At 67.3% G+C, this 16,184-nt stretch carries 12 protein-coding genes; 5 read left to right on the top strand and 7 right to left on the bottom strand.

Annotated features, from left to right (window positions below; genetic code table 11):
* The first annotated feature begins 165 nt into the window (after positions 1-165).
* On the top strand, positions 166-1,665 hold the full coding sequence (locus OG587_RS30340; protein WP_329081154.1) for an ISL3 family transposase: 1,500 nt from the start codon (positions 166-168) through the stop codon (positions 1,663-1,665).
* A gap of 75 nt (positions 1,666-1,740) precedes the next feature.
* On the top strand, positions 1,741-3,045 hold the full coding sequence (locus tag OG587_RS30335) for an IS256 family transposase (RefSeq protein ID WP_329081152.1): 1,305 nt from the start codon (positions 1,741-1,743) through the stop codon (positions 3,043-3,045).
* A gap of 67 nt (positions 3,046-3,112) precedes the next feature.
* Here the strand turns inward: OG587_RS30335 and OG587_RS30330 are convergent, their stop codons facing one another.
* Together OG587_RS30330 and OG587_RS30325 are read right to left on the bottom strand one after the other, a co-directional pair.
* Complete coding sequence (locus OG587_RS30330) at positions 3,113-4,612, bottom strand: ISL3 family transposase (protein ID WP_329081150.1); 1,500 nt, start codon at positions 4,610-4,612, stop codon at positions 3,113-3,115.
* Positions 4,613-4,900: 288 nt separating this feature from the next.
* Positions 4,901-5,335 carry a hypothetical protein gene (locus tag OG587_RS30325; RefSeq protein ID WP_329081148.1) on the bottom strand — a complete coding sequence of 145 codons (435 nt, stop codon included), beginning with the start codon at positions 5,333-5,335 and terminating at the stop codon, positions 4,901-4,903.
* A gap of 162 nt (positions 5,336-5,497) precedes the next feature.
* Here OG587_RS30325 and OG587_RS30320 point away from each other — a divergent pair, with 162 nt between their 5' ends.
* From OG587_RS30320 to OG587_RS30310, 3 genes are read left to right on the top strand one after another with little or no spacing between them, the layout of a single operon-like run.
* Positions 5,498-6,157 (top strand): DUF998 domain-containing protein, encoded by a 660-nt coding sequence (locus OG587_RS30320; RefSeq protein WP_329081146.1) that lies wholly within the window; start codon positions 5,498-5,500, stop codon positions 6,155-6,157.
* Between the two features lie 41 nt (positions 6,158-6,198).
* Positions 6,199-6,570, top strand: coding sequence for a YciI family protein (locus OG587_RS30315; RefSeq protein WP_110697474.1), 372 nt, complete (start codon positions 6,199-6,201; stop codon positions 6,568-6,570).
* A complete protein-coding gene (locus OG587_RS30310) occupies positions 6,567-7,865 on the top strand; it encodes an RNA polymerase sigma factor (RefSeq protein ID WP_329081140.1) in 1,299 nt (432 codons plus the stop codon). Before OG587_RS30315 ends, OG587_RS30310 begins: the two co-directional genes overlap by 4 nt.
* 427 nt (positions 7,866-8,292) lie before the next feature.
* Here OG587_RS30310 and OG587_RS30305 read toward each other — a convergent pair whose 3' ends face one another.
* The 5 genes from OG587_RS30305 to OG587_RS30285 all read right to left on the bottom strand — a co-directional run bounded on the left by OG587_RS30305 (position 8,293) and on the right by OG587_RS30285 (position 16,176).
* The gene (locus tag OG587_RS30305; protein ID WP_329081139.1) at positions 8,293-8,955 is read right to left on the bottom strand and encodes a class I SAM-dependent methyltransferase; all 663 of its coding nucleotides are present in this window, start codon (positions 8,953-8,955) and stop codon (positions 8,293-8,295) included.
* A gap of 24 nt (positions 8,956-8,979) precedes the next feature.
* A complete protein-coding gene (locus tag OG587_RS30300; protein WP_329081137.1) occupies positions 8,980-9,696 on the bottom strand; it encodes a hypothetical protein in 717 nt (238 codons plus the stop codon).
* Between the two features lie 77 nt (positions 9,697-9,773).
* A complete protein-coding gene (locus OG587_RS30295) occupies positions 9,774-10,043 on the bottom strand; it encodes a helix-turn-helix domain-containing protein (protein ID WP_443075263.1) in 270 nt (89 codons plus the stop codon).
* Complete coding sequence (locus OG587_RS30290; protein ID WP_329081133.1) at positions 9,938-10,495, bottom strand: hypothetical protein; 558 nt, start codon at positions 10,493-10,495, stop codon at positions 9,938-9,940. Before OG587_RS30290 ends, OG587_RS30295 begins: the two co-directional genes overlap by 106 nt.
* 299 nt (positions 10,496-10,794) lie before the next feature.
* Entirely contained in the window at positions 10,795-16,176 is a 5,382-nt protein-coding gene (locus OG587_RS30285) for an NB-ARC domain-containing protein (protein ID WP_329081131.1), read from the bottom strand.
* Positions 16,177-16,184: the final 8 nt, after the last annotated feature.

The raw sequence follows: 16,184 nt of genomic DNA, 5'->3' as shown, positions 1-16,184 counted from the left end.
GGCTACCCCGATATGACGGGCGTCTTCTCCCGAACATGACCCCAGCCCCAAAGTAGCTCTGGGATAGATCAGGGACTGTATAAAAAACGGCTCTGGCACGAATCCGGTGGTGACGGAGTGTACGGGCTGGCAAGGTGACCTTGGTGTGCCTCGAAAGTCTTGAAGATGCTGTTCCCGCAGTTGGCCGACGTGGTCCTCGAGCAGGTGATCACAGAGCAGCAGATCGTGCGGGTACGAGCCCGAACACGATCGGTAGCAGCATCCTGCCCCGCCTGTGGAGTCCCGGCCCGGCGAGTGCACGCCTACCACACGCGGCGTCTGGCGGATGTGCCGGTCGGCAGCCACACCGTGGTCGTTGACCTGCGCGTACGCCGACTGGTGTGCGAGGCCCGCGGTTGTGTGCGGCAGACGTTTCGTGAACAGGTTCGGCAGGTGGCGGCTCGTTATGCGCGTCGTACTGTGGGGTTGGCCGCGCTGATCGTGGACCTGGCAGTGGTGCTGGCCGGTCGCGCCGGCGTGGCTGTGCTGGCCCGGCTGGCGGTGAAGGTCTCGCGGACCACGGTGCTGCGCTTGTTGATGAGCGTTCCCGCCCCCGCCGGGCCGGTGCCCGCAGTGCTGAGCGTGGACGACTTCGCGCTGCGACGAGGCAACAGCTACGCGACCTTGCTCATCGACGCGGTCACTCACCGCCGCATCGATGTGCTGCCTGACCGCAAGGCCGCCACATTGACCGCATGGTTACGCGAGCATCCCGGCGCCCAGGTCGTGTGCCGTGACGGCTCAGCCGCCTACGCCGAAGCCATCCGCCAGGGAGCACCGGACGCGGTACAGGTCAGCGACCGCTGGCATCTGTGGCACGGCCTGGCCGCCGCAGTGGAGAAGACCGTGGTCGCCCACAGCCGCTGCTGGCACACCGCAGGGCCCCGCCGCACCGGCGCGCTCACCGAACGGACCCGCCGCAAGCATGCGCAGGTCCACACCCTCCTCGGGCTGGGCCTCGGGCTGGGCGAATGCGCCCGACACCTGGGCTGGGGATTCAACACGGTCAAACGCTACGCCCGCGCCGCCTCGGCCAACGACCTCCTGCGCCCGCCCAAGTACGGCGCCACTCTGGTTGATCATCACCGCGAGCATCTGCGACGCCGCTTGGCCGAAGAGCCCGGCGTGGCGGTCACCCATCTGCTGGCCGAGATCCGCGAGCGCGGCTACACCGGCAGCGCCAACCTGCTGGTGCGCTACCTCAACCAAGGGCGCGCCGACCCCGACCGCACCCCGCCCTCACCACGCCGGCTGGTCTCCTGGCTGATGAGCCGTCCCGACGACCTGCCACCGCATCGCCGCCGCCACCTGGAGGAACTGATCCCCGCATGCCCACACCTAACGGCCCTGGCCGCGCGGGTGCGCGAGTTCGCCGCCATCCTCACCCAGCGTCGCGGTCACGACCTTGACGACTGGATCAGCACAGTACGCGCCGATGACCTGCCCGCCCTGCACAGCTTCACCCTCGGCCTGGAAAAGGACAAACAAGCCGTCATCGCCGGACTGACCCTGCCCTACAGCAACGGCCCCATGGAAGGCACCAACACCAAGGTCAAGCTCCTGAAACGCCAAATGTACGGCCGAGCCGGCTTCGCCCTACTCCGACAGCGGATCCTGCTCTCCTAGCAACGCTCTGTCACCACCGGATTCGTGCCAGAGCCTAAAAAACGGTGTAACTCCTGATCAAGGAGGAAACACCTGATGAGTACTGTGATCCAGGCATCCGCAGACACGGACCTGGAGGAGATCGCGGTGGCGCGGCGAGACAATCACGAAACGTCGGATCGCGAGCTGGTGGCCAAACTGGTCGACCAGGCCCGAGCCGACGGAGTGGAGCTGGTCGGAGAGAACGGACTGCTGGGCCGGCTGACCAAACTGGTACTGGAGTCGGCGCTGGAAGGCGAGATCACCGACCATCTCGGCTACGACAAGCACGATCCGGCCGGTCGCGGAGCAGGTAACTCCCGCAACGGCACCCGGTCCAAGACGGTGCTGACCGATGTCGGCCCGGTGGAGATCACCGTCCCGCGGGATCGGGACGCCAGCTTCGAGCCGAAGATCGTGCGCAAGCGGCAACGGCGGCTGTCGGGCGTTGATGAGATGGTCATCTCCCTGTCGGCCAAGGGGCTGACCACCGGGGAGATCTCCGCGCACCTGGCCGAGGTCTACGGCGCCGAGGTCTCCAAGCAGACCATCTCCACCATCACCGACAAGGTGCTGGAAGGGATGGCCGAATGGCAGAACCGGCCACTCGATGCGGTCTACCCGGTGATCTTCATCGATGCCATCCACGTCAAGATCCGTGACGGTCAGGTCGCCAACCGGCCCATCTACGTGGCGTTGGCGGTCACCGTCGACGGCGAGCGCGACATCCTCGGTCTGTGGGCCGGCGACGGTGGCGAGGGTGCCAAGTTCTGGCTGCATGTGCTGACCGAGATCAAGAATCGCGGCGTGATGGATGCGCTGATGGTGGTCTGCGACGGGCTCAAGGGCCTGCCACAGGCGATCGAGACCGTCTGGCCGCAGGCCGTCGTGCAGACCTGTGTGGTGCACCTGCTGCGCGCCTCCTTCCGCTACGCCGCCCGCCAGCACTGGGACGCCATCGCCAAAGCACTGCGGCCGATCTACACCGCGCCGACCGAGGCCGCCGCTTTGGAGCGGTTTTATGAGTTCGCCGAGGTCTGGGGCGGCAAGTACCCGGCGATCGTCAAGCTGTGGGAGGACGCCTGGGCCGAGTTCGTGCCCTTCCTCAACTTCGACGCCGAGATCCGCCGGGTGATCTGCTCCACCAACGCGATCGAGTCGGTCAACGCCCGAATCCGTCGAGCGGTCAAGGCCCGCGGCCACTTCCCGAACGAGCAGGCCGCGCTGAAGTGCGTCTACATGGCCATCATGAGCCTGGATCCCACCGGCAAGGGCCGCAAGCGCTGGGTCACTCGGTGGAAGGCCGCGCTGAACGCTTTCGCCATCACCTTCGACGGACGCCTATCAGCCGGCCAGAAGTAGACAACCAAAACGATCAGTTACACCGTTTAATTGGCTCTGGCACGAATCCGGTGGTGACAGAGCGTTGCTAGGAGAGCAGGATCCGCTGTCGGAGTAGGGCGAAGCCGGCTCGGCCGTACATTTGGCGTTTCAGGAGCTTGACCTTGGTGTTGGTGCCTTCCATGGGGCCGTTGCTGTAGGGCAGGGTCAGTCCGGCGATGACGGCTTGTTTGTCCTTTTCCAGGCCGAGGGTGAAGCTGTGCAGGGCGGGCAGGTCATCGGCGCGTACTGTGCTGATCCAGTCGTCAAGGTCGTGACCGCGACGCTGGGTGAGGATGGCGGCGAACTCGCGCACCCGCGCGGCCAGGGCCGTTAGGTGTGGGCATGCGGGGATCAGTTCCTCCAGGTGGCGGCGGCGATGCGGTGGCAGGTCGTCGGGACGGCTCATCAGCCAGGAGACCAGCCGGCGTGGTGAGGGCGGGGTGCGGTCGGGGTCGGCGCGCCCTTGGTTGAGGTAGCGCACCAGCAGGTTGGCGCTGCCGGTGTAGCCGCGCTCGCGGATCTCGGCCAGCAGATGGGTGACCGCCACGCCGGGCTCTTCGGCCAAGCGGCGTCGCAGATGCTCGCGGTGATGATCAACCAGAGTGGCGCCGTACTTGGGCGGGCGCAGGAGGTCGTTGGCCGAGGCGGCGCGGGCGTAGCGTTTGACCGTGTTGAATCCCCAGCCCAGGTGTCGGGCGCATTCGCCCAGCCCGAGGCCCTGGTCGAGGAGGGTGTGGACCTGCGCATGCTTGCGGCGGGTCCGTTCGGTGAGCGCGCCGGTGCGGCGGGGCCCTGCGGTGTGCCAGCAGCGGCTGTGGGCGACCACGGTCTTCTCCACTGCGGCGGCCAGGCCGTGCCACAGATGCCAGCGGTCGCTGACCTGTACCGCGTCCGGTGCTCCCTGGCGGATGGCTTCGGCGTAGGCGGCTGAGCCGTCACGGCACACGACCTGGGCGCCGGGATGCTCGCGTAACCATGCGGTCAATGTGGCGGCCTTGCGGTCAGGCAGCACATCGATGCGGCGGTGAGTGACCGCGTCGATGAGCAAGGTCGCGTAGCTGTTGCCTCGTCGCAGCGCGAAGTCGTCCACGCTCAGCACTGCGGGCACCGGCCCGGCGGGGGCGGGAACGCTCATCAACAAGCGCAGCACCGTGGTCCGCGAGACCTTCACCGCCAGCCGGGCCAGCACAGCCACGCCGGCGCGACCGGCCAGCACCACTGCCAGGTCCACGATCAGCGCGGCCAACCCCACAGTACGACGCGCATAACGAGCCGCCACCTGCCGAACCTGTTCACGAAACGTCTGCCGCACACAACCGCGGGCCTCGCACACCAGTCGGCGTACGCGCAGGTCAACGACCACGGTGTGGCTGCCGACCGGCACATCCGCCAGACGCCGCGTGTGGTAGGCGTGCACTCGCCGGGCCGGGACTCCACAGGCGGGGCAGGATGCTGCTACCGATCGTGTTCGGGCTCGTACCCGCACGATCTGCTGCTCTGTGATCACCTGCTCGAGGACCACGTCGGCCAACTGCGGGAACAGCATCTTCAAGACTTTCGAGGCACACCAAGGTCACCTTGCCAGCCCGTACACTCCGTCACCACCGGATTCGTGCCAGAGCCGTTTAATTGACAGACCCGGTTGGGACTGGTAGCACGCTCGTTAACGGCACCCCGTGGTGTGGGCGTCCTTCGAAACGGCGGCGTACCGGATCGACTTTTCCGTTCCACCTGGCCGCCGGCCGGCGGTTCGATGCCCGTGCTCCGGCACCGAACCGCCGACCAGGCGCTCCCAGTTCGTCCCGGCCGATCAGATCGGCGACGTGAGCCGAGGTCAGATCCGGGTCATGATGGATTCGTATCCGCCTCCGCCGGGGTAGACCCAGGCGCCGGTGACGGCGGTGCCGTCGGCGCTGAACATGCCTTCGTAGTAGGCGGGGCTGCCCTTCGCGCCGCCCCAGATGGTCAGCTTGTCGCCGGTCAGCTCGTACACGTAGTCGAGGGTGTTTCCGGTCGAGTCGTAGAAGCGCGACACCACGTCCGTGCCGGCCGGCTCGCCGAACGGGCGCAGGTTTCCGATCACTTCCAGACCGGTGACAGGCTGGCCGAACTGGGTGAGATCGACATGCTGGAGCAGGAAGAAGCCGCCGGGCATCCACTCGTACCGCACGGTTCCCGCAGCGCCGCCGGTGACCGCCCAGGTACCGACCAGGCGATCCAGGGCCTTCACATCGGCGCTCGGCTGGTAGGTCTCCGTCATCTCGGACATCTCATTCTCCTGGTGGCTTGGGTGACTGCTTGCCGGTACCTCGGAGCCCGCTTACGAGCTTCGACACGATCCGGGTGTGTTTCAGATCACATCGCGGCCGTGTCGAGAGCCCAGATTCGGCTCCGAGGTAGCGGCAGGAACCCACCCCTCAAGGAGGAAGTCATGGCCACCACCGCAGCCACCACCCCGGCCACCACCGGCGTCCCCGCCGTCCGCCGCTCGACCGGCCACCTGCTGCTCGTCGGCGCTCTGGCCGGGCCGGTGTTCTTCACCTCGGCGACCATCCAGATGCTCACCCGCGAGGGCTTCGACATCACCCGCCATCCGATCAGCCAGCTCTCCACCGGCGGCCTCGGCTGGATCCAGATCGCCACGTTCGTGCTCGCCGGCCTGGGCGGCCTGGCATTGGCCGGCGGTGTCAGGCGTACCGTCACCGAGGGGATCGGCCGGCGGGCGCTGCCCATCCTCGTTGGGATCTTCGGGGCCGGGATGATCGCCGCGGGTATGTTCATCATGGACCCGGAAAACGGCTTTCCCGCCGGGACTCCCGACGGGCCGGTGGCTCAGATGTCCTGGCAGAGCATCACGCACTCGGCCGCGGCCGCCGTCTCCTTCACCGCGCTGGCCATCGCCGCCATCGTGCTGGTCGTCCGATACGCCCGCCGCCGGGCCGTGCCGGCGGCCATCGGCAACGGCGCCGCCGCGCTCGTCCTGCTGCTGCCCATGTCGCCCGATCACATGAGCGTCCAGATCGCCGTCAACGGCCTGGTCGCCTTCACCTGGACGACCGTCCTGGCCCTGTCCCTGCGCCGCTCCGCCTGACCTCGCGTACGCTTTCCGGAACGTTCGAAAGAGGATCCACCATGAAGTACTTGCTGCTCAGCCACACCCCGGCCGCGGCCTGGGACGCCGCGACCGCTGACACCCCGTCGGAGGAGGCGCTGGCGGCGTTCGCCGCCTACCAGAAGTTCGAGCAGGAACTGATCGCCACCGGCGAGTTCGTCAGCAGCGAGGGTCTCGGTCATCCCGCGGTCAGCACCACGGTCCGCAAGACCGCTGACGGCGTGGTGGCGACCGACGGGCCGTTCGCCGAACTGAAGGAGGTCTTGGCCAGCTTCGCCGTCATCGACGTGGCCGGCCAGGAACGAGCCGTGGAGATCGTCTCGCGGATCGTCGAGGTGCTGGGTGAGCCGATCGAGATCCGGCCGATCATGGGCGAGGACTTCACGGCGTGACCGATCATGCCGAACCGGCGGCCGGCCGGGCGGCGGGAAAGGCGCACGCGAGCATGAACGCCGGCATCGAGCACCTGCTGCGCGTCGAGGCGCCACAGGTGCTCGGCGCGCTGGTGCGGCGTTTCGGCCGCTTCGACGTCGCCGAGGACGCGGTGCAGGAGGCAGTGCTCACCGCGAGCCGCATCTGGCCGGCCGACGGCGTGCCGGACAACCCACGCAGCTGGCTGATTCGCATCGGCTATCGGCGGATGGTCGATCTGCTCCGCGCCGACCAGTCCCGGCGCCGACGTGAGCAGGAGGCCGGCGTCGCCGAGCTGGCCATGCGGGAACCGGACCGCCAGCCGGGCGCCGCGCGGGAGACCGACGACAGCCTCGCCCTGCTGCTGCTCTGCTGTCACCCGGCGCTGAGCGCCGCCTCCCAGGTGGCGCTCACGCTGCGGGCCGTGGGCGGCCTCACGACCGCCGAGATCGCGCATGCCCATGGAACCCCGGAGAACACCATGGGCACCCGGATCAGCCGCGCCAAGCAGCGGCTGGCCCGCGCCGGCGCCCGCTTCACCCCGCCGACCGACACCGACCGCGACAGCCGGATGGCCGCCGCGATGCAGGTGCTCTACCTGATCTTCAACGAGGGCTACACCGCCTCCACCGGCGACCGACTCGCCCGCGTCGACCTGACCAGCGAGGCCATCCGGCTGACCCGCATGCTCCACGCCTCCGTGCCCGCCGACGCCGAGGTCACCGGCCTGCTCGCGCTGATGCTGCTCACCGAGGCCCGTCGTCCCGCCCGCACCAGTGGCCACGACGAGCTGGTGCCCTTGGACGAGCAGGACCGGACGCGATGGGACGGCGACCTCACCCGCGAGGGCACCGAGCTGATCGACAGCGTCTGGGACCGCCGCGAGGTCGGCCCCTACCAGCTGCAGGCGGCGATCGCGGCCGTGCACGCCGCGGCGACCTCGCCGCAGCAGACCGACTGGCCGCAGATCGCGGCGCTCTACCTGTGGCTCGAACGGCTCAACCCCATCCCGCCGGTACGGCTGAGCCGGGTGGTGGCCGTGGCCAAAGCGTACGGGCCGGTTCGAGGACTGGCCCTGCTCGACGACCTCAACCGCCGCTTCCAGCTCGGCCAGGACCCGCTGATCCGGCAACGCGAACGCGCGGTGCGCGCCCACCTGCTCCAGATGACCGGCGACGCGGCCGGCGCGGCGAGGCTGTATCGTGAGGCGGCTTCCCTGACCGGCAACCTGGTCGAGCAGCGATATCTGCTCGACCAGGCCGGCCACCTGGGCTGAGAACGTGGGCGTGGTGCGCTCTTACCGGCACCCCAGCTCGCGCGGCGCCCGCCCGTGGATCTCACACGACGTCTCGCGATGGCCGGTTCCGGTGGTGTGCCGGCCCAGTTTTCAGCCCGTGACCGTGCTCGGCGTCACCCCCGCTGGCCGCCCGGCGTCCGCAAGTCGATCTCCTCGACCACGTTCTCTAGCATCCAGTTACGCGCCAGCCGCGCCTGACGCAGCGGCGATAGCTCGCGGCTCCAGCGCGACGCACGACCTGAAGGACTTTCATCGGGAACCGACGTCGGTTCGGTTTGTGGGAGCCGAAAACGTGGAGAGTTCGACCAGCACCGAGGCTTCGCAGTCAAGCCGGAATCCGGAATATGGCGGTAAGGGGTCCTGGAGGTATGTTTGGGCTGGTTAGTGGCTTCTCTGCGGCGGGGCGTTAGGCCCCGTTCCGTCCGTTGGGGGCGTCATAGACCAAGGTGTATCGCCAGAACAGGCGACGTCGGATCCGGGCGCCGGGCAGTTCCCGTGCGGCCGAGGCCCGGATGTCGGCCAGGGTCTCCTGCGGATCGGTGGTGGGCGCCGTCATGTGCAAGGGCGGTTCATCGGCGCGGGCCGGGTGCTTGATCATTCCCATGATCGGGTTGGCAACCATGGCAGGCAGGGCGGCGAGCAAGTCGGCGGGCCCGGCCTCCCGGTAGCAGCCGATGACCACGAGACGCCCGCCCGGGGTGAGACAGCCGCGCAGTTCACGCAGGGTGGGCGCCAGCGAGAGGTGGTGCAAGACAGCGACGAGGGTGATGGCGTCCCATCGCCGCTGCGGGTCGCGCCCGGCGAAGTCGGCTTGGACGATGGTGACCGCGGGGTCGTCGGCGAAGCGCTCCGCCGCGGCGCGGGCGGTCGCGGGATCGGGTTCGAGCCCGGTGACGGTAGCGGCGCGTCGGCGAAGCAGAGCGGCGAGGTTACCCGTGCCGCACCCGACGTCGAGGACGTGGCGGGCCCCGGACGCGGCCACTCGGTCGGCGACCCAGCGGCCGTAGTGGTCGTTGTGGCTCCAAGGGTGCCGCCGGTTGAAACGGTCGAGGCGAGACAGCAGTGCCATGACGATCACCTTAGCGATCACCACTCACGCTCCGGTCCCCTTTTCCGGCGGGTTCCGGCTGCTCTTCAAACGGGATCGTGGCTGGGTGCCTGGTCGAGTTCGTCGGCGAGCAGGTGCTCGGCGACGGCGGTGTATCTGATGGCGGTACAGCGATCGCATCGCGTTGGTCGTGGTGGCGCGTCGTGAGCCGCTGAGCGGTCCGAGCGCTGCGCCGATGTCGGAGCGGGTGACCTCCCGCAGATGGTCGTAGCGCGCCACCCAGTCGTCGAGGAACGGTCGAACGCAACTGAAGTAGACATGGATGCTGGACGCGGACCGGGGGCGCGACCTGGTGTCGCCATCGAGCAGGACCAGCAGCCACTGCCGGACGGGATTGATGAAGCCGGGGGTGAGATGGCTGGTGACGTGATCGACCCAGGATCTGATCGCCGGAATGGAGTCGTCGTGGAGCAGGTCCAGGTCGGTGAGCACTTCGACGAGCCGAGGACGCGACACCCAGCGGTGCGGCCGGGCTCGGACCTCGCTGAGCGGGACGCGCTCACCTGCGGGAAGGCCGGTCAGCACCATGATCAGCCCATCCAGCACACATCTGGTGGTCGAGGGGTTCCAATCGTGGGCTTGGTCGAGTTCCTGAGCGTGACGTGCCGCTGCGCGCAGCACCGGATCAGTTGCGGTCAACGCCGGATGCTGCCAGCGAGGCAGGACCGGCTGGCCGTTCTTGCGCCGGTAGTAGGAGGCCAACGCTGAGCAGGAGTGGCTGCAGTAGATCTGGTCTCGGCGTCGCTTCTCCGGCAACGGGGTGGCGCAGTGTGGGCAGTTCATCGAGGCGGTAGGGACCGTCCGGCGCCGGTGCGCGGGGTGACTGACCGAGTTTGGCCGACCGCCATGGTTTGGCCGACCGTCGCAGTTTCATCATCGTTGTGGTGCCGCGGCTCGGCCACGCTCTCGGGTTCGGGGATCAGCAGTTCCTCGACGCCGCAGCTCAGCACGGTGCAGATGACGTCGAGCTCGTCGATCTTGACCACGTTGGGGCTTCCCGACCACAGGCCCGACAGAACTTGCGGCAGCTCAGCAGCTCTTCGCGCCACCCTGCGAACAGCTGCTCGATCTCCTCGGCGGTCGGTGGGACGCGCAGCTGCGGATCCACTGACAATCGTGGACGGTTGACCCCATCGAGCGGGCACTCGACAACCCGGCCGGTGAGGTTATGCAGCTCAACCTTGTGCCTGAGCTCCAGAAACCGGAAGAACACCGTCAGAGCCGCAGCCCGCCCGGTGCGGGTGGAGGGCTTGGCATCCCGCAGCACCTTGCCGAAGTAGACATCGGCGTCTTCAGGCTGCATCTCCCACAGCGGTCGGCCGAACCAGTCTCGGATCAGCTCCAGGTGATTGGCGTCGTTGCGGATGGTGCTGTCGGTCAGCCCGGCTGACGCGCGAGCCAGCACGAACCCCGCCAGGACGTCGATCTCGAAGGCGGCAAGATCTTCTTCGCTGTTAGGGGCTCGGTGCTCGCGTAGATCTCGTACGACTCCCAGCGTCAACCCACACCTCCCGACTTCACCGGCGCCGCCGTCTCGTCACTCCTGCGACCACCCGCATCCGAACGGCCAGTCACGATAAGAAGCGCCCGCCGGGCTCCTTAACGTGACTGGCCGTTCGGTTGCTGCTCAAGCCCCGAGACGGGTCCCGCCGGAAGAGTTCCCGGCGGGACCCTGTGCTGTCAGCCGGCGTTGCTCAATCGGTCCAGTCGACGTCCTGGCCGGCGCGGTCTGGTGGAAGGTGACCAGTTTCAGATGGTCCGGATCGCCCGCCGGCGACAGATGGCAGCTGATCCAGAAGGTCAGTGTCGCGATGCCGCCTCGACCGCGTCGGCGTAGGCCTCGCGAGCGAAGCTTCTGATCTCATCGGAGATGGAGCCGGGAGCGGCCCAGTGGCGCAGTGCCTGGGCCATCAGTTCGCAGGCCTCCTCGGGACGCCCCAGATCGAGGAGGATACGACCGAGATCGAACATCAGCATTCCGCCGAACGGTGAACCGGGATTACGGGTCTCCTCGTTCTCGATGGCGCGCCGATACCACGGTTCGGCTTCGGTCAGGAGCCCGGCGGAGAAAATCCTGCTGGCCAATTCTCGCAACGCCATTCCCAGTGCGTACAGGTGTTCGTCGCCGAGCGCGTCGAGGAGGGCGATCGCTCGTTCGTAGTAGGCATTGGCCTCCGCACCGCCGAGTTCGCCGACGACTCGGGCGAGTTCGATCAGCGCCGTTCCGGTCTCCGCGCCGGCGGGGTCCGCCGCCTCGTACAGCTCCAGGCTTCTGGCCAGAAGGGGCTCGGATTTTCCGAACTCTTCTAATTCGTAATAGGTGAGACCCAGTTCTCTAACGGTGAATTTGACCCCGGTCATATTCTCAGCGCTGTAAAAGGCGGCCATCGCACGCTCGTACGGCTCCACCGCCTCGGCGTAGCGCTTTTGCCCGCTCAGCATGCGGGCCATACCGAGAAAGTGCTCGGCTTTCCCGCCCCCCGAGCTGAGAGCCTCCTCCACTTCCGCCAGATCGCCAAGGCCGATCAGTGTGCCCACGAGCTCGTCGAACGCGGACTCCCGGACGGAGGAGTACTCCCCGTCGGCCCCTTCGAGAGCCGTGACGGCCGCCCGATAGTCCGCTACCGCCTGATCGGCACGGCCCGACTCGACCTTGAATCGGGCGAGGTCGAAAAGCGCCGCGCCGATCGGGAGGGTCTGATCCATCGTTTTCAGCACGGCGATCCGCCGGAGCAGCGTCAGCTCGGTGGCGGGGCGGTCACCGGCCTGATAGCAGATCCTCGCGCAGTCCGACAGCAAGGAGGCGTATTCACCCCGGCGATTCGACACCCCTACCGCTTCCGCCGCGTCGCACGCCTCGACGAGCAACCGCGCGGCTTCCTGCACCCTGCCCTGCGCGTATACGTGCCCGGCGATCAGATGGAGAGCCTGGCCTCGTTCCCAGGAATTGTGAACGTCCGGCGGTATGACGCCGAGCACACGCAGGGCGATGGCCTCAGCGGCGGCTGAACCGTGAACTCGATGGGTAAGAATGGACAGTTCGCGCAGCAGCGGGGCGGCCTCAGGCGTCTGATCCAGCCCGTGCCGATGGTAGATCTCGAAAGCTCGCTCATAGGCCGCCAGACCTTCCGCGTCTTTCTCCGAGTTCCCCAGCACACGGCCCAGGGCCAGCAAGGCGACCGCCGTCTCGAACGAGTACGGGTCAGCGCTCTCGGCCTTTTGGAGCATGCGCCGGGCTCCAACCTCTCCGGGCTGACGTAGCGCCAGGCTGTAGAGCCCTCTCCGCCCGACCAGGCTCAGGGCGAGAACGCCCTGCCACTGGCATCTCACGAGCGCGCCGTCGGCGCGCGCCACAGTCACGCACGTCTTGGTCAGCGCCTCCCAGACGCGCAGCTGCCCGTCAAGGTCGACCGTGGCGATCCATTGACCGTCGGAACTGAACGCGATGTCGTTGACGGCGGATTTGTGGCCATCGAGGCGTCCGATGGCGGCGCCGTCGCCGTACCTCATGATGTTGACACCACCGTAGTTGTCGGCGGCGCAGATCCAGCGTCCGTTGGGATGCTGCGCGAGCGTGCTGAAACCACCCGGCAGTTCGCCTCCGGAGAAGAGCCGCGTGCAGTCCTCCGCGGACCAGAAGTCCAAGCCGTCGGAGTAACTGGCGAACCAGCTTCCCTCCTTGCCGTCCACCCCGACCAGGCTCGCGGAGTCCGTTTCCGCGTACCCCCGTATCCGGCCGCTTCTGGAGTCGCAGACCCACACATGCGTCTCGGAGGCGATGGCTGTCCAGTCACCGAGCGGGCTCACCAGGAGCCACCAGGCGAACTCACCCCGGGTGCCCTCCGGTACGTCGAGATCGACGACCGTCCCGGGCTCGGTGAGCGACCAGATCTGGGCACGACCGTCGGCCGACATCACCACATAGTCCTCTTGCGGCGCGAAACGAACGGATGCCGTACCGGACAAGCCTGTCATCGTGGTGATTTCCAAGCCCGTCGGCACCTCGACGACGGTCACCGTTCCTTCCTTCTGATACGCGGCGAACGTTGCCCGGCTACTGACCTCGTCTTCCACCTCGCCGCGGGATTCCGACAGCCGGGAGACGGACTCCAGCCGAGCGATGATCGCCTTCCGCGCCTCCTCGTCGTTCTCACCCCACAACAGTGCGGCGTTGATCCGATGTACCCACTGCCAGAAAGTGTGTCGTTCGGCCGCCTTCTTCCAGGAATGCACACTGGACACGCGGAGCAGCCGCGTCAGGGGGTTGACCGACTGAGGCGCATGGTCGGCCGGTCCGCTTGGAGCACGCCACAATCCCCCCGTTGGTGGCGTGCTCAGGCGACTGGGGGCGGCGACAGGTTGGGGCGCCTCGGATTCCTTCGACCAGATGCGCAAGGAACCGTCCCTGCTCGCGGAGGCTATCCAACGGTCGCCGACGGCGGGCATCAGGCATTCCACCGCCTCGTCGTGGCCTAGCAGCAGCCGGACCGGCGTGATGTCGGGCGTCGTGAGCACCACGATCTCTCCTGACATCAGGCCGGCGAACAACTCCTTCCCGTCACGCGAGAACACGACCGACTCCGTGAAGGCGTTCCCCGCAGACGTACGCTGCGAGCCGTCGGCGGCGTCAATAAGCGTGACAGGCCCATCTAAAACCCCCACGGCGATCAGATTCGCGCGAGCGTCATACGTGATCGACCGGATTTGCCCGGCGACGGGGCCCCAACAGGCCTGCTCGCTCCCCTCCCGGACATTCCAAATCCGGACGTACCCGTCTTCGCCGCCGCTGGCCACGATGTCATCACCGAGCGATGTCATCGCATAGACCGCGCCGTTATGACCCGCCATCGTCGCGTGCGGCCGCCCGTCGCGGCTGTTCCAGCTTCGAACCAGGTTCCGGTTGTCGCAGGTCACCATGAGCCTGCCGTCGGAGGTCGAGGTCATCATGTACGGCAGCATCTCGCCGTCCTCGATGACGGCACGCAACCGCTGCCTCCGCAGATCCCAGATGGCGATTCCCGCGCCGAGGCACCCCGCGGCCAGCCAGGTCTCATCGGGAGACAGCACATGCGAGTGCACCGCGTACTTGGTCGCCAGCGCGATAAAGCTGTTTCCCTGGGCGTTCTCCCATTGGATGGGCATCATCTCGTCGTAGGAGATCTCTCCCAGCATTTCCCTGGCCGGTTCCCAGATCGCCGTCACTTTGCCGCTCTCGGAGCTCAAGATCCGGATCTTGCCGTCATCGGCTCCGGTCACCAGCCAGCGATCGTCTGCTGTCACAGAGACGGTGGTCAGCCAATCGCCGTGGATGATCACCCGGGTGAGGGCCGGGTCCGGCCGGTCAGGCAGCCCGCTGGTGACCTCCGATTTGAGCCAGTAGCAAGGCAGCGTGGATTCGAGTGCCACCCGTCCGGTGGCAAGTTCAGGCAACAGGGGCAGGCGACAGAGCAGCACGGCACCGAGCGCCTCAACGGGATCCGTCGGTGCGAGCAGATGGGCGTTCTGCGTGATGAAGTTACGCAGCAGCCGGGCGGTTTCGGATACGGACAGCAGCAAGTCGGCCTCTACCTCGGCCGGGCCCGTCAGGTTTAGCTTTCCCACGGTCCAATCCAGGTCGGCGAGGACAGCGACCAGCGCCGTGCCGTCCCCGTGTGCCTCTCTTATGTGGTGTGGTAGCCAGCGCCAGTAAAAAGGCAGCTCACTGGAGAGCGACGGCCAATGCGGTCCCCCGTCCTCCGCCGACGGGACCTGCGAGGAAATGGCGGAAACCAGGTCGGCGTGCAAGTCAGGGAGGCCATCGCCGACGCGGTGCCAGAGGTAGTCGTATATCACCTGGTGCAAGGTCACCCTGGTTTCGGATCCAACCCGCCGCACCGTGAGCAATGACAGATCAGCCAGTGCCGCGCACAGCAAGTACGCCTGCGGGCGGCTCATCGCGCCACGCGCCGCCCAGTAGTGCTCCAACGCGTACAGCGGTATCTCGGTCTCGCGAGGAAACACCGCCAAGTCCACGTAACGATCGAGCCAGCCATCCCCGCCCGTAGTGGCGAGAAGCGACAGACTCACCTCTATCGTGGCGGCCGCCGCCCGGTTGCGGCGGCGTGGATCGTTCACGTCGGGTTCGCCGCCCGGCGGATCGAGCGCCGCGGGGCCGGCCACCGCGATCATGCCCTCGATCTGCGCCACGGCCTCCTCGGCCGACATTCCCATGGCGAGGATCTTGCGCAACGCGCCGCGAACAAGAGCCAACAGCACCGGCCATCCCGCCGAGTGCTCCAACAGGGCCGGCAACCCCGGCACGTCCGTCGAAATGACCGGACGGACCATCTCCGCGGATTCCGCAGCCGTCATCGGACCTACCTCGATGGCCGTCACTCCCTCATCCGGGGCCAGCGCGGACACCCGAGAAGTCACCAGCCGCGCCGATCGCTGCCAGGAGCCCAGGAAGGGGGCGAGTTGCTCAGCCGACCAGACGTCGTCGATGACGACCAGCATGCTCCGTCTGCTCAGCAGCGCGCCGAGGAAGTATCCGGCCTGCTGGGGATCGACGAAGGTCGGGCGGTTACCCGTTAACTGCCCCGACAGATCGTTGATCTTCGCGGCTAGCTCCTGATCCGTCGTGCGCATGCCCAGGACGATCCACAGGACACCGTCGGCAAACCGCCTCCTGACGCGTTCGTCCCTGCTCACCATCTGGGCCAGCGTCGTCTTTCCGAATCCCCCCGGTCCCCAGACGAACACCATCGAGGATTCCTGCCGGCTCGGCTCCGCCAGGACCGCCGCGAGCACCTGTTCGTGAAGGCCGGCGCGCGGCACGAAATCGGTGGCCGGCGCCAGCCCGATGACGGGCGCCGTGCCGTCCTTGACGGTCTCCGCCCGTGCCTCCTCACGCCAGTGTGGCCAGTTCCGTTCGTTCAAGAGATCCCTCGTGACGGGATCGGGAACGACACCGCGAGCTCGCGCATGCTCGATCAGAACCCGTACCAGCAGACGCAGCGGCTTCTCGTTGGGCACGTTCTTGCCATGTCTCCAGTCGCTGAGCCGCTGAACGGTCAGCCGCCACGACTCGCCCGCCGGCCGGCGCCGGGAGACCTCCCGCACAATCGTGTCCGGCGGCAGCTCGGAAATGTTGATCAGCTCGTCGAGCCGGGCCGCAAAAATGCCTCGGACATTGTCAGTCATCCGCGCCT

The sequence above is a fragment of the Streptosporangium sp. NBC_01469 genome, assembly GCF_036227305.1.
In the GTDB taxonomy this organism is placed as follows: Bacteria; Actinomycetota; Actinomycetes; order Streptosporangiales; family Streptosporangiaceae; genus Streptosporangium.
This window is presented reverse-complemented; position numbering and strand designations above follow the sequence as displayed.

Coding starts and splice junctions, on each gene's coding strand:
- OG587_RS30305 (WP_329081139.1), bottom strand. CDS start 8,955: ATGGCACTGCTGTCTCGCCTCGACCGTTTCAACCGGCGGCACCCTTGG.
- OG587_RS30320 (WP_329081146.1), top strand. CDS start 5,498: ATGGCCACCACCGCAGCCACCACCCCGGCCACCACCGGCGTCCCCGCC.
- OG587_RS30340 (WP_329081154.1), top strand. CDS start 166: ATGCTGTTCCCGCAGTTGGCCGACGTGGTCCTCGAGCAGGTGATCACA.
- OG587_RS30315 (WP_110697474.1), top strand. CDS start 6,199: ATGAAGTACTTGCTGCTCAGCCACACCCCGGCCGCGGCCTGGGACGCC.
- OG587_RS30285 (WP_329081131.1), bottom strand. CDS start 16,176: ATGACTGACAATGTCCGAGGCATTTTTGCGGCCCGGCTCGACGAGCTG.
- OG587_RS30335 (WP_329081152.1), top strand. CDS start 1,741: ATGAGTACTGTGATCCAGGCATCCGCAGACACGGACCTGGAGGAGATC.
- OG587_RS30325 (WP_329081148.1), bottom strand. CDS start 5,335: ATGTCCGAGATGACGGAGACCTACCAGCCGAGCGCCGATGTGAAGGCC.
- OG587_RS30330 (WP_329081150.1), bottom strand. CDS start 4,612: ATGCTGTTCCCGCAGTTGGCCGACGTGGTCCTCGAGCAGGTGATCACA.